Origin of the sequence: Burkholderia sp. KCJ3K979 (assembly GCF_016759955.1) — a bacterium.
GTDB classification, from domain to species: Bacteria; Pseudomonadota; Gammaproteobacteria; order Burkholderiales; family Burkholderiaceae; genus Burkholderia; species Burkholderia orbicola.
Genome location: NZ_JACFYV010000180.1, coordinates 1 through 13889, shown reverse-complemented (window position 1 = coordinate 13889; position 13889 = coordinate 1). Strand labels below are relative to the sequence as shown.

11 protein-coding genes and 1 pseudogene are annotated in these 13889 nt (G+C 67.1%); 7 read left to right on the top strand and 5 right to left on the bottom strand.

Features of this window, described 5'->3' with window-relative positions; genetic code table 11:
- The 4 genes from secD to queA form a co-directional block, all read right to left on the bottom strand.
- Positions 1 to 1903 (bottom strand): protein translocase subunit SecD (secD, locus tag H3O04_RS27460; protein ID WP_202588864.1); only part of this gene is annotated, 1903 nt, incomplete at its 3' end.
- Between the two features lie 106 nt (positions 1904 to 2009).
- Entirely contained in the window at positions 2010 to 2333 is a 324-nt protein-coding gene (gene yajC, locus H3O04_RS27455; RefSeq protein ID WP_006476868.1) for a preprotein translocase subunit YajC, read from the bottom strand.
- A gap of 237 nt (positions 2334 to 2570) precedes the next feature.
- A complete protein-coding gene (tgt, locus tag H3O04_RS27450; RefSeq protein ID WP_027807172.1) occupies positions 2571 to 3758 on the bottom strand; it encodes a tRNA guanosine(34) transglycosylase Tgt in 1188 nt (395 codons plus the stop codon).
- A gap of 228 nt (positions 3759 to 3986) precedes the next feature.
- Positions 3987 to 5054: a tRNA preQ1(34) S-adenosylmethionine ribosyltransferase-isomerase QueA gene (queA, locus tag H3O04_RS27445; protein WP_175831541.1), complete on the bottom strand. Its 1068-nt coding sequence runs from the start codon at positions 5052 to 5054 to the stop codon at positions 3987 to 3989.
- Between the two features lie 167 nt (positions 5055 to 5221).
- Here queA and recG point away from each other — a divergent pair.
- From recG to ubiA, 7 genes and pseudogenes are all read left to right on the top strand, one after another.
- Positions 5222 to 7543 (top strand): annotated as a pseudogene (gene recG / locus H3O04_RS27440) (ATP-dependent DNA helicase RecG).
- A gap of 147 nt (positions 7544 to 7690) precedes the next feature.
- Complete coding sequence (locus H3O04_RS27435; RefSeq protein WP_006476864.1) at positions 7691 to 8650, top strand: LysR substrate-binding domain-containing protein; 960 nt, start codon at positions 7691 to 7693, stop codon at positions 8648 to 8650.
- Positions 8651 to 9055: 405 nt separating this feature from the next.
- A complete protein-coding gene (locus H3O04_RS36570) occupies positions 9056 to 9181 on the top strand; it encodes a hypothetical protein (RefSeq protein ID WP_267872415.1) in 126 nt (41 codons plus the stop codon).
- Positions 9182 to 9281: 100 nt separating this feature from the next.
- A complete protein-coding gene (katG, locus tag H3O04_RS27430; RefSeq protein WP_202588863.1) occupies positions 9282 to 11468 on the top strand; it encodes a catalase/peroxidase HPI in 2187 nt (728 codons plus the stop codon).
- Between the two features lie 102 nt (positions 11469 to 11570).
- A complete protein-coding gene (locus tag H3O04_RS27425; RefSeq protein ID WP_202588862.1) occupies positions 11571 to 11717 on the top strand; it encodes a hypothetical protein in 147 nt (48 codons plus the stop codon).
- Between the two features lie 119 nt (positions 11718 to 11836).
- Positions 11837 to 12325, top strand: coding sequence for a non-specific DNA-binding protein DpsA (gene dpsA, locus H3O04_RS27420; RefSeq protein ID WP_006476862.1), 489 nt, complete (start codon positions 11837 to 11839; stop codon positions 12323 to 12325).
- Between the two features lie 206 nt (positions 12326 to 12531).
- A complete protein-coding gene (gene ubiA / locus H3O04_RS27415; RefSeq protein WP_027812716.1) occupies positions 12532 to 13395 on the top strand; it encodes a 4-hydroxybenzoate octaprenyltransferase in 864 nt (287 codons plus the stop codon).
- 101 nt (positions 13396 to 13496) lie between these two features.
- Here the strand turns inward: ubiA and H3O04_RS27410 are convergent.
- Positions 13497 to 13889 (bottom strand): pyrroline-5-carboxylate reductase dimerization domain-containing protein (locus H3O04_RS27410; protein WP_272929901.1); only part of this gene is annotated, 393 nt, incomplete at its 5' end.

Below are 13889 nucleotides of genomic sequence, written 5' to 3'. Positions count from 1 at the left end.
CGGTGTCGGTCGATTCGTCCTCGTCGGTGAACGACGCGGCGGCAGCGGCGCCTTCCGGCTTCCACACCTGGCCGATCGCGAGCGACTTCAGCTTCTTGCGGCCGCCGTACCAGAGGTTGACGAGCCCGCGCGAGAAGAACACCGCGGAGAACATCGACGTCAGGATGCCGAGGCAGTGCACGATCGCGAACGCGCGAACCGGGCCCGAACCGAACGCAAGCAGCGCGAGACCGGCGATCAGCGTCGTGACGTTCGAGTCGAGAATCGTCGCCCACGCATGCGCGTAGCCGGCCTGGATCGCGAGCTGCGGCGGCTGGCCGGCGCGCAGTTCTTCACGCACGCGCTCGTTGATCAGCACGTTCGAGTCGATCGCCATACCGAGCGCGAGCGCGATGGCCGCGATACCGGGCAGCGTCAGCGTCGCCTGCATCAACGACAGCACGGCGACGAGCAGCAGCAGGTTCACCGACAGCCCGATCACCGACACCACGCCGAACAGCATGTAGTACGCGATCATGAACACGGCGATCGCGCAGAAGCCCCAGATCACCGAGTGGACGCCCATCTTGATGTTGTCGGCGCCGAGGCTCGGGCCGATCGTGCGTTCCTCGATGATGTCCATCGGTGCGGCGAGCGAACCGGCGCGCAGCAGCAGCGCGAGGTCGGCCGCGGCCTGCGGCGTCGGCTGGCCCGTGATCTGGAAGCGGTCGCCGAGTTCCGACTGGATCGTCGCGACCGTCAGCACTTCGCCCTTGCCCTTCTCGAACAGCACCATCGCCATCGGCTTGCCGATGTTGTCGCGCGACACCGTGCGCACCGCGCGGCCGCCCGCCGAATCGAGGCGGATGTTGACCGACGGACGCTGGTGTTCGTCGAAGCCGGCCGAGGCGTCGATGATGCGGTCGCCGGTGAAGATCACGTCCTTCTTCAGCAGCACGGGCGCCTGGTTGCCTTGCGTGAACAGCTCCTCGCCCGGGGGCACGGGGTCGTTCGGGTTCGGGTGCGTGTTGATCGGGTCGGCCAGGCGCGCCTCGAGCGTCGCGGTGCGGCCGATGATGTCCTTCGCCTTCGCGGTGTCCTGCACGCCCGGCAGTTCGACGACGATGCGGTCGCTGCCTTGCTGCTGCAGGATCGGCTCGGACACGCCGAGCTCGTTCACGCGGTTGTGGAGCGTCGTCAGGTTCTGCTTGAGCGCGGCGTCCTCGACCGACTTCTGCACGGCCGGCGTGAAGGTGCCGACGACTTGCGTGCCGCCGCCGCCGGGCTGGGTCGCCCATTGCAACTCGGTGATCGACGCGGCGAGCACCTTGCGGGCGTCTTCCGCCGTCTGCGCATCGCTGAAGTTGACGACCACGGACTGCTCGACGCGGCTCACGCCGCCGTCGCGGATGTTCTTGTCGCGCAGCAGCGAGCGCGCGTCGGAGGCGTCGGAGTCGAGCTTCTTCGTGAGCGCGCCCGTCATGTCGACCTGGAGCAGGAAGTGCACGCCGCCGCGCAGGTCGAGGCCGAGATACATCGGCAGCGCGTGCAGGGCGGTCAGCCAGCGCGGCGACGCGCTCTGCAGGTTCAGTGCGACGACGTACTGCGGATCGTTCGGGTCGGCATTCAGCGACTTCTGCAGCAGGTCCTTGACGCGCAGCTGCGTATCGGTGTCCTTCAGGCGCACGCGGATGTTCGCGCTGGTCGCCGTGTTCTCGAAGGTGACGTCGTCCGGCTTGATCTGCGCGGACGCGAGTGCCGATTCGACCTGGGTCAGCGTGGTCGAGTCGAGCTTGACCGTGGCCTTGCCGCTCGACACCTGCACCGCCGGCGCTTCGCCGAAGAAGTTGGGCAATGTGTACAGAAGGCCGATGGCGAGCGCCACGACCATCACGACATATTTCCAGAGTGGATAACGATTCATGAGGGGGCCGAACGGGTGGTTGGCGTGAAAGCGTCGCGTCCGGCGCCGCGGCGGCCCGCTCTCTCAGGCGGGCACGGCGCGGGGAGCCGGACGCTCGGTGAAAGCCTTACAGCGACTTGATCGTGCCCTTCGGCAGAATGGTCGTGACGGCAGCCTTCTGCACGGTGATTTCGGTGCCTTCGGCGATTTCGACGCCGATGTAGCCTTCGGTGACCTTCGTCACCTTGCCGACGAGGCCGCCGCTCGTGACGACTTCGTCGCCCTTCGCCATGGCCGCGAGCATGTTGCGGTGTTCCTTCTGACGCTTCATCTGCGGACGGATCATGATGAAGTACAGCACCGCGAACATCAGGATGAGCGGCAGGAAGCTCATCAGGCTCGATTCGGCGCCACCGGCGCCTTGCGCGAAGGCATTGGAAATGAACGGCACGTTGGTCTCTCCGTAGGGGAAGATCGAAAAATAAGCCGGTTATTCTACCACCGGCCCCATGCGCGAACGGATCGGCAAATGCGCTTTCGGATCAAGCTGTTAAAGCACGAACCGATACCGTTGCGACTTGTTTGGAAAGGTAATTGTAATGTTTAGCGGTCGCGACTGGCGATTTGAGTGCGCCAATTAGTACACGTCCTATGTGACTGGCCGCGGTGCGAGCCGCCGGCCGGCCCGTCAGTCGACCCCTCTCGCGCGATCCTCCGCGAAGCGCTGCCGGAATGCGTCGAACGTATGCGTTTCGATCGCGTCGCGGATCTCGCTCATCAGCTGCAGGTAGTAGTGCAGGTTGTGGATCGTGTTCAGCTGCGCGCCGAGGATTTCGCCGACCCGGTGCAGGTGATGCAGATAGCCGCGCGAGAAGTTCTGGCACGTGTAGCAGGTGCAGGTCGAATCGAGCGGCTTCAACGAGTTCTTGTGCGTCGCGTTGCGGATCTTCACGTCGCCGAAACGCGTGAACAGCCACCCGTTGCGCGCGTTGCGGGTCGGCATCACGCAGTCGAACATGTCGATGCCGTTCGCGACGCCCTCGACCAGATCCTCCGGCGTGCCCACGCCCATCAGGTAGTGCGGCTTGTTGGCCGGCAGCTTCGGGCCCACGTGCTGCAGCACGCGCATCATGTCTTCCTTCGGCTCGCCCACCGACAGCCCGCCGATCGCGAGGCCGTGGAAGCCGAGTTCCGCGAGGCCCGCGAGCGATTCGTCGCGCAGGTCCTCGAACATCCCGCCCTGGACGATCCCGAACAGCGCATTCGGGTTGCCGAGCCGGTTGAACTCGTCGAGCGAGCGCTTCGCCCAGCGCAGCGACATGCGCATCGAGTCGGCCGCTTCCTGGTGCGTCGTCGGCACGCCGTTGGTCGCGTACGGCGTGCACTCGTCGAACTGCATCACGACGTCGGAGTTCAGCACCTTCTGGATCTGCATCGACACTTCCGGCGACAGGAACAGCTTGTCGCCGTTGATCGGCGACGCGAACGTGACGCCGTCCTCGGTGATCTTGCGCAGGTCGCCGAGCGAGAACACCTGGAAGCCGCCCGAATCGGTCAGGATCGGTTTGTTCCAGCCCATGAAGCCGTGCAGGCCGCCGTGCGCGTCGATCGTGTCGAGGCCCGGGCGCAGCCACAGGTGGAACGTGTTGCCGAGGATGATCTGGGCCTTGATCTCGTGCAGCTCGCGCGGCTGGATCGCCTTCACGGTGCCGTACGTGCCGACCGGCATGAAGATCGGCGTCTCGACCGTGCCGTGATTGAGTTTCACGCGGCCGCGGCGCGCGTGGCCGTCGGTCGTCAGCAATTCGAATTCGAGCCCGTTGGCCGGGCGGTCCTGCACGGGGGCGTGCGTATCGTGGGATGAACCTTCGGTCATCGTGTTGCTCTCCTTGCTACCGGAAATGCTCTGCATGGGACCAGAGTAACCGCTAAAGCGCTAACTCTGGATCGCAAGTCCGGCGCATGTTGGAAACGCCGCCCGGGAAATCGGCGGCGGGGAAAAGCGGGTGCGCGCCAGCGTAGCGCGCACAACGTAAAAAAACGGCACGGCGGCAGTGCGACGCGCCGGCCATCGTGCGCATCGAGCCGATGCTGTCGACTGCGCTTACGCGCCCGACGCCTCCGGCGTGTCGCGCCGCGTGAGCAGCATCGCGTCGCCGTAGCTGAAGAACCGGTAGCGTTCTTCGATCGCGTGCCGGTACGCGGCGCGGATCGTCTCGACGCCCGCGAACGCGGACACCAGCATCAGCAGCGTCGACTTCGGCAGGTGGAAGTTCGTCACGAGCCGGTCGACCACGCGGAAACGGTAGCCGGGCGTGATGAAGATGTCGGTCTCGGCCTGCGTCGCCGCGAGCGGGCGGCCGGCTTCGTCGGCGCTGCGCGCCGCGGCTTCGAGCGCGCGCATCGACGTCGTGCCGACCGCGATCACGTTGCCGCCGCGCGCGCGGGTCGCGGCGATCTTGTCGACGAGCGACTGCGGCAGGTCGTACCACTCGCTGTGCATCTTGTGCTCGGCGATGTTCTCGACGCGCACCGGCTGGAACGTGCCGGCGCCGACGTGCAGCGTGAGCGTCGCGCGCTCGACGCCCATCGCGTCGAGCTTATCCAGCAGCGGCTGGTCGAAATGGAGCCCGGCCGTGGGCGCGGCGACCGCGCCCGGGTTGCTCGCATAGACGGTCTGGTAGCGCGTCTCGTCGGTCGCATCGGCGTCGTGCTCGATGTACGGCGGCAGCGGCAGCCGGCCGTGCTGCTCGATCAGGTCGAGGCACGGCGCGGGGAAGTGCAGCGTGAAGAACGGCTCGACGCGCTCGCCGACCGTCACGTCGAACGCGTCGGCCAGGCGCAGCGTCGTGCCGGCGCCCGGCGACTTGCTCGCGCGGATCTGCGCGAGCGCCGTGTGCGTGCCGGTCACGCGCTCGATCAGCACCTCGATCTTGCCGCCGCTGGCCTTCTGGCCGAAGAAACGCGCCTTCAGCACCTTGGTATCGTTGAACACCAGCAGGTCGCCGGGCGCGATGCACGTCGGCAGCTCGGCGAAATGGCGGTCGACGAGGCGCGCGGGCGCGACGCTGCCGTCGACCTCGAGCAGGCGGCTCGCGGTGCGATCGGGCAGCGCGGTTTGGGCAATCAGCTCGGGCGGCAGATTGAAATCGAAATCGGAAAGCGTGAACATGCGGGCTGGTTCGAAGCGGCCGGCGGGCGTCGCCGGCAGGGCGGAAACGCGTAATCGGGGCGCGCGAGCCGCTATGATGACGGGATGCGCGGCCTGGCCGGCGTCGTTCGTTCGGACGACGTGAAAGCCGCTATTGTACTTGCCTTGCGAAGCACCCAGACGATCCGATGCCTGTGTCACCACGCCGTTCCCCCGCTGCCGTTGCCGATTCCGCCGATCCGTTCGACGCGGACGATGCCGCGTCGCCCGCGCCGTCCGCATCGGGCCCCGGCGCCCGCCGCGCCGGCCCGAAGCGCGGCGCCGACGGCCGGCTCGCGTAGCCCGCGGCCGCCGCGCCCGACGCCGAACCGGGCGCGGGCGGCGACGAAGCGGATGCGCCCGGCGCATCCGGCGCGAAGCGCAAGAAGAAGCCGGCCGCCGACAAGCCCGTGAAAACCGCCGACAAGCTCGCGAAGCTCGGCCTCACACGTTCGATCGATCTCGTGCTGCATCTGCCGATGCGCTACGAGGACGAGACCACGCTCACGCCGATCGGCGAGTTGCTACCGGGCGGCATCGCGCAGACCGAAGGCGTCGTGTTCGACAACGAGGTCGCGTACCGGCCGCGTCGCCAGCTCGTCGTGAAGATCCAGGACGACGACGGCGAGCAGCTCGTGCTGCGCTTCCTGAACTTCTACGGGTCGCAGGTCAAGCAGATGGCCGTCGGCCAGCGGCTGCGCGTGCGCGGCGACGTGCGCGGCGGCTTTTTCGGGATGGAGATGGTGCATCCGGCCGTGCGCGTCGTCGAAGCCGATGCGCCGCTGCCGCAGGTGCTCACGCCCGTCTACCCGAGCACGGCCGGCGTGTCGCAGGCGTATCTGCGCAAGGCAATCGAGAATGCGGTCGAGCGCACGCCGCTGCCCGAACTGCTGCCGCCCGAGATCCAGCGCGACTACCTGAAGCCGCTCGACGTGCCGTCGCTCGAGCAGGCGGTGCGCATCCTGCACCATCCGCGCGTCGATTCCGACGAAGCCGCGCTGATGGACGGCTCGCATCCGGCGTGGACGCGCATCAAGTTCGAGGAGCTGCTCGCGCAGCAACTGTCGCTAAAGCGCGCGCACGAGGAGCGCCGCACGCGCGCGGCGCCCGCGATGCCGCGCCGCGCGGCGAGCGATGCCGATGCGCTGACCACGCGCCTTTACGCGGCGCTGCCATTCACGCTGACGGGCGCGCAGGCGCGCGTCGTCGACGAGATCGCGCACGACCTCACGCTCGCGCACCCGATGCAGCGGCTGCTGCAGGGCGACGTCGGCAGCGGCAAGACGGTCGTCGCGGCGCTGGCCGCCACGCAGGCGATCGACGCCGGCTATCAGGCCGCGCTGATGGCGCCCACCGAAATCCTCGCGGAACAGCACGCGCGCAAGCTGCGCGCGTGGCTCGAGCCGCTCGGCGTCACGGTCGCGTGGCTCGCGGGCAGCCTGAAGGCGAAGGAAAAGCGCGCGGCGATCGAGGCGGCCGCGCTCGGCACCGCGCAGCTCGTGATCGGCACGCACGCGATCATCCAGGACACGGTCGAATTCGCGCGGCTCGGCCTCGTGATCGTCGACGAGCAACACCGCTTCGGCGTCGAGCAGCGTCTCGCGCTGCGCGCGAAGGCCGCGAACGCCGCCAACGGCGCACGCGACTTTCAGCCGCACCAGCTGATGATGTCGGCCACGCCGATTCCGCGCACGCTCGCGATGACGTACTACGCCGACCTGGAGGTGTCGACGATCGACGAGTTGCCGCCCGGTCGCACGCCGGTGCTGACGCGGCTGGTGGGCGACGCGCGGCGCGAAGAAGTGATCGCCCGCGTGCGCGAGGCCGCGCTGACCGGGCGTCAGGTGTACTGGGTGTGCCCGCTGATCGAGGAGAGCGAGACGCTGCAGCTGCAGACGGCCGTCGAAACCTACGAGACGCTCGCCGCGGCGCTGCCCGAACTGAAGGTGGGGCTCGTGCACGGCCGGCTGTCGCCGGCCGACAAGGCGGCCGTGATGGAGGCGTTCACGCGCAACGAAGTGCAGCTGCTGGTCGCGACGACGGTGATCGAGGTCGGCGTCGACGTGCCGAACGCGTCGCTGATGGTGATCGAGCACGCGGAGCGCTTCGGCCTCGCGCAGCTGCATCAGTTGCGCGGCCGGGTCGGCCGCGGCACCGCGGCGTCGGTGTGCGTGCTGCTGTACACCGGGCCGCTGTCGCTCACCGGCCGCGAGCGGCTGAAGACGATGCGCGAGACGACCGACGGCTTCGAGATCGCGCGGCGCGACCTCGAAATCCGCGGGCCCGGCGAATTCCTCGGCGCGCGCCAGTCGGGCGCGGCGATGCTGCGCTTTGCGAACCTCGAGACCGACGGCTGGCTGATCGAGCCGGCCCGCGAGGCCGCGGCGCGGCTGATTGCCGCGTACCCCGAGGTCGTCACGCAGCATCTCGCGCGCTGGCTCGGTGCGCGCGAACAGTATCTGAAGGCCTGATCGACCGGCTCGGGGCCGGATCGAAAGCCGCCCGTCGACGCCAATTCGACGCCGATCGACGCATCGCGATGCAGAGAAACTTGGCGAACCGGTGCCAACAGGTGTATAAATTAAACCTATCGCCTGTATATCTCTGATTGACCCACAATGACGCTGACTGAATTGAAATACATCGTCGCGGTTGCGCGCGAGCGGCATTTCGGCCGCGCGGCCGAAGCATGCTTCGTGAGCCAGCCGACGCTGTCGGTGGCGATCAAGAAGCTCGAAGACGAGCTCAACGTGCAGATTTTCGAGCGCGGCGCGAGCGAAGTGAGCGTGACGCCGATCGGCGACCAGATCGTGACCCAGGCGCAGCGCGTGCTCGAGCAGACCTTCGCGATCAAGGAGATCGCGAAGCAGGGCAAGGACCCGCTGGTCGGCCCGTTCCGCCTCGGCGTGATCTACACGATCGGGCCGTACCTGCTGCCGACGCTCGTCAAGCAGATGATCCAGCGTGTTCCGCAGATGCCGCTGATGCTGCAGGAGAACTACACGCTGAAGCTGCTCGAACTGCTGAAGCAGGGCGAGATCGACGCCGCGATCATGGCGCTGCCGTTCCCCGAAACCGGCCTGATGGTGCGGCCGCTGTACGACGAGCCGTTCGTCGTCGCGCTGCCGGCCGGCCATCCGTGGGAGAAGCGCGACGAAATCGATGCCGAGGACCTGAAGCAGGAAACCATGCTGCTGCTCGGCAACGGTCACTGCTTCCGCGACCACGTGCTCGGCGTGTGTCCGGAACTGATGCGCTTCTCGCAGACGGCCGACGGCATCCAGAAGACCTTCGAGGGCTCGTCGCTCGAAACCATTCGCCACATGGTCGCGAGCGGCGTCGGCATCACCGTGCTGCCGCGGATGTCGGTCGCCGAGGTCGGTCCGCGCGCGAACGGCCCGGATGCCGAGCTGCTGTCGTACGTGCCGTTCAACGAGCCGGTGCCTGATCGTCGCGTGGTGCTCGTATGGCGCAAAAGCTTCACGCGGATGCCGGCGATCGATGCGATCAGCGACGCGATTGCCGCGTGCGAGCTGCCGGGCGTCGCGAAGCTCGACATGCCGGCCACGATGAACTGACACTGAGGCGGCTGCGCATGTACATGTGGCAGCGTGAGGAACGGGGTCTTGCGACCCCGTTTATTTTTTCCTATCGCATAGATGAAATTTATCAAATTCAAATAATTGATAGATATAGATAGAATCCTCTACATGGATCGGCGTCAAGTCGACGTGCGGTCGGTGCGGGATGCACGATGAATGCAAGCGTCAAAGGAGGATGTCATGATGCGGTCGGTATTGCAGCACGCGCAGCGGAACGTCCCGTCGCGTGACATGGTCGTACATCGCGCCAGGGCGGCGGTTCGCAGCCTGCGTCCGATTGCGTTCGCGTACCTGGCGGACCGTGTGTATGGCGGATGAGTGCCGCTGCACCGGTCGTGTGTTCCCCCGATTAACTGCCGTCGAGCCATGAGGGAGCATTGCATGTCCGATACACGCAGAACCACCCGCCTCGCCGGCACGACGACCGCCGGCAGCCGCTTCCCCGAGCGCTCCTGCGGCGCGTCGCAGCGGGAACGCGGGTCGCAGGCCGCGCACGACGTCCCGTAGTACGACCGGAGGAACCGCCTGTTCCGTTTCATCCCCCCGCAATGCTCCACGAACCGCGCCCGGCACGTGGGGGCCTACGAGCAAGACAAGGAGAAAAAGCATGTCGAACGAAACGAAGTGCCCGTTCAACCATACCGCAGGCAGCGGCACGACGAACAAGGACTGGTGGCCGAATCAGCTGAACCTCAACGTCCTGCATCGGCATTCGGCGCTGTCCGATCCGATGGACCCGGATTTCGACTACGCCGAGGCGTTCAAGAAGCTGGATCTCGCCGCGGTGAAGCAGGACCTGCACGCGCTGATGACGACGTCGCAGGACTGGTGGCCGGCCGACTTCGGCCACTACGGCGGCCTGTTTGTGCGCATGGCATGGCATAGCGCCGGTACGTATCGCACGGCCGACGGCCGCGGCGGCGCGGGCGGCGGGCAGCAGCGCTTCGCGCCGCTCAACAGCTGGCCGGACAACGTCAGCCTCGACAAGGCGCGCCGCCTGCTGTGGCCGATCAAGCAGAAATACGGCCGCAACATCTCGTGGGCCGACCTGCTGATCCTGACCGGCAACGTCGCGCTCGAATCGATGGGCTTCAAGACGTTCGGCTATGCCGGCGGCCGCGCCGACACGTGGGAACCGGACGACGTCTACTGGGGCTCGGAAAAGATCTGGCTGGAACTGAGCGGCGGCCCGAACAGCCGCTACACGGGCAAGCGCGAGCTCGAAAGCCCGCTCGCCGCGGTGCAGATGGGCCTCATCTACGTGAACCCGGAAGGCCCGGACGGCAACCCCGACCCGGTCGCTGCCGCGCACGACATCCGCGAGACGTTCGCGCGGATGGCGATGAACGACGAGGAAACGGTCGCGCTGATCGCGGGCGGTCACACGTTCGGCAAGACGCACGGCGCCGGCCCGGCCTCGAACGTCGGCCCCGAGCCGGAAGCCGCGGGCCTCGAGGAGCAGGGGCTCGGCTGGAAGAGCACGTTCGGCACGGGCAAGGGCAAGGACACGATCACGAGCGGCCTCGAAGTCACGTGGACCTCGACGCCGACGAAGTGGAGCAACGACTTCTTCAAGCACCTGTTCAGCTACGAGTGGGAGCTCACGAAGAGCCCGGCCGGCGCGCACCAGTGGGTCGCGAAGGACGCCGGCGAAGTGATTCCCGATGCGTACGACGCGTCGAAGAAGCATCGTCCGACGATGCTGACGACCGACCTGTCGCTGCGTTTCGACCCGGCCTACGAAAAGATCTCGCGCCGCTTCTACGAGAACCCGGCCGAATTCGCCGACGCGTTCGCTCGCGCGTGGTTCAAGCTCACGCACCGCGACATGGGCCCGCGCGCCCGCTATCTCGGCCCTGAAGTGCCGGCGGAACACCTGCTGTGGCAAGACCCGATTCCGGCCGTCGATCACCCGCTGATCGACGCCGCCGACGTCGCCGCGCTGAAGGCGAAGGTGCTGGCCACGGGCCTGTCGGTGTCGCAGCTCGTGTCGACCGCATGGGCGTCGGCGGCCACGTTCCGCGGTTCGGACAAGCGCGGCGGCGCGAACGGTGCGCGTATCCGCCTCGCGCCGCAGAAGGACTGGGAAGTGAACCAGCCGGTGGCGCTGGCGGCGGTGCTCGAAACGCTCGAAGGCGTGCAGAAGGCGTTCAACGATGCGCAGACGGACGGCAAGAAGGTGTCGCTGGCCGACCTGATCGTGCTGGCCGGTGCGGCCGGCGTCGAGCAGGCGGCGAAGAACGCGGGTATCTCGATCTCGGTGCCGTTCGCGCCGGGCCGGATGGATGCGTCGCAGGAAGAAACCGACGTCGACGCGATGGCCGTGCTCGAGCCGCTCGCCGACGGGTTCCGCAACTACCTGAAGAGCGCGTACAAGACGCCGGCCGAGGCGCTGCTGGTCGACAAGGCGCAACTGCTGACGTTGACGGCGCCGGAGATGACCGTGCTGGTCGGCGGCTTGCGCGTGCTCGGCGCGAACGTCGGCGACTCGAAGCACGGGGTGTTCACCGATCGTCCGGGCACGCTGTCGAACGACTTCTTCGCGAACCTGCTCGACATGGGCACGGAGTGGAAGCCGGTGTCGGCCGCGAACGACGTGTTCGAAGGGCGTGAGCGCGCGACGGGCGCAGTCAAGTGGACCGGCACGCGCGTCGACCTGATCTTCGGCTCGCACTCGCAACTGCGCGCGCTGGCCGAGGTGTACGGCAGCGCGGATGCGCAGGAGAAGTTCGTGCGCGACTTCGTCGCCGCCTGGAACAAGGTGATGAACCTCGACCGCTTCGACCTCGCATGAACCTGGCCGCATCCTGATGCGGTGATGCAGTAACGTGAAACGGCCGGTCCAGCGACCGGCCGTTTCTTCTCTGAACGATGTCTTGTCAAAGGAGTGACGACCATGACGCAAATGATGCTCGACATGCGTGCCGCCGCATCGCCCATTCTGCGATCGCCGGGCGAGCTGGCGCGCTACGTCGTCGGCTTCTCGATCGTCGTCGGCGGGGCGGTGGAGCTGGTCTCGCAGGCGCTGCACGCGCTCGCGTAGTGCGACGATGGATTCGCGACGCTAGACTGGCGAGTCGCGAACGGATGCCGCGCGACGCGGCATGCGGATTGCTCGACGCATTTTCGCCGGTTCAACATTTCGAATGAGGAGTCCCGAAGATGGCCAAGAAAGGCAACGCCACGCAGATCAACATCGGTATCAGCGACAAGGACCGCAAGAACATCGCGGACGGCCTGTCGCGCCTGCTCGCCGATACCTTTTCGCTGTACCTGAAGACCCACAATTTCCACTGGAACGTGACCGGACCGATGTTCAACACGCTGCACCTGATGTTCGAGGAGCAGTACAACGAACTGTGGCTCGCGGTCGATTCCGTCGCCGAGCGCATTCGCACGCTGGGCGTCGTCGCGCCCGGCACGTTCGGCGAATTCGCGAAACTGTCGTCGGTGCCGGAAGCGAAGGGCGTGCCGGCCGCCGAGGAGATGATCCGCCAGCTCGTCGAAGGGCACGAGACGGTCGTGCGCACCGCGCGCGAAATTTTCCCGATCGCCGACGCGGCGAGCGACGAGCCGACCGCCGACCTGCTGACGCAGCGCCTGCAGACGCATGAAAAGACCGCATGGATGCTGCGGTCGCTGCTCGCCTAAGCCCGGTGCGGCCGGAGACGGCAGGCCGGCCCGATTGGTGGTGGCACTGAATCTGTCCCCTGATTAACGTATGCCGCTGCCGGCCGCGCATAGCGGGCTACGGCGGCCCGCCGGCCCGCCGCGGCTACCGGCTGAGGGTCGCGCCGACATGACGCGAAGCACCGCTCGGCTCTAAAATGCCGGGATTCTCTTCCCGGTGCTTCGCCATGCTTGCCCGCTTTCCCCTGTATCTGCGGCTCGTCCGGATGGACAAGCCGATCGGCAGCCTGCTGCTGCTGTGGCCGACGCTCAACGCGCTGTGGATCGCGTCGGACGGCCGCCCGCGCTGGCCGCTGCTCGTGATCTTCACGCTCGGCACGCTGCTGATGCGCTCGGCCGGCTGCGCGATGAACGACTACGCCGACCGCGATTTCGACCGCCACGTGAAGCGCACGGCCGACCGGCCGCTGACGTCGGGCAAGATCCGCGCATGGGAAGCCGTCGCGATCGCGGTGGGGCTGTCGTTCATCGCGTTCCTGCTGATTCTGCCGCTCAATACGCTGACGAAGGAATTGTCGGTGGTCGCGCTGTTCGTCGCCGGCTCCTACCCGTTCATGAAGCGCTTCTTCGCGATTCCGCAGGCGTATCTGGGCATCGCGTTCGGCTTCGGCATCCCGATGGCGTTCGCGGCCGTGCAGGACACGGTGCCGGTGCTGGCGTGGGTGATGCTGGTCGCGAACATCTTCTGGTCGGTCGCGTACGACACCGAATATGCGATGGTCGATCGCGACGACGACATCAAGATCGGCATCCGCACGTCCGCGCTGACGTTCGGCCGTTTCGACGTCGCGGCCGTGATGGCGTGCTACGCGGCGACGCTCGGCATCTACGTGTGGATCGGCGTGACGCTCGGCTTCGGCCTCGCGTACTGGGTGGGCTGGGCGGCGGCGGTCGGCTGCGCGCTCTATCACTACACGCTGATCAAGGATCGCGAACGGATGCCGTGCTTCGCGGCGTTTCGCCACAACAACTGGCTGGGTGGCGTGCTGTTCGCGGGCATCGCCGCGCATTACCTGCTGGCGGGCAACTGAACGGCACACCGCGCGTACTTGCGCGCGGCGCCAACGAAAAAGCGACCTGACGGTCGCTTTTTTTACGTCTCGCGCCGGTACGACCGGCGCCGCCGTCGCGCTTACGCGCGGCCGAGCTCGTCGCCCATTTCCTTCGCGCGCGCTTCGGCCGCGAGTGCGCCGCGCACGATCGCTTCCTTCACGCCCTGCGCGTCGAATGCCGCGAGCGCGGCGGCCGTCGTGCCGCCCTTCGACGTCACGCGTTCGCGCAGCACGCTCGCCGGTTCGCCCGACTGCGCGGCCAGTTGCGCGGCGCCGGTGAACGTCGCGACGGCGAGCGCGCGGCCCTGCTCGTCGTTCATGCCGAGGCGGCGCGCGGCTTCCTGCAGCGCTTCGATGAAATAGAACACGTACGCGGGGCCGCTGCCCGAAATCGCGGTGACCGCGTCGAGCTGCGCTTCGTCGTCGAACCACACGATCTCGCCGACCGCGCCGAGCACGCTCGACGCGAGTTC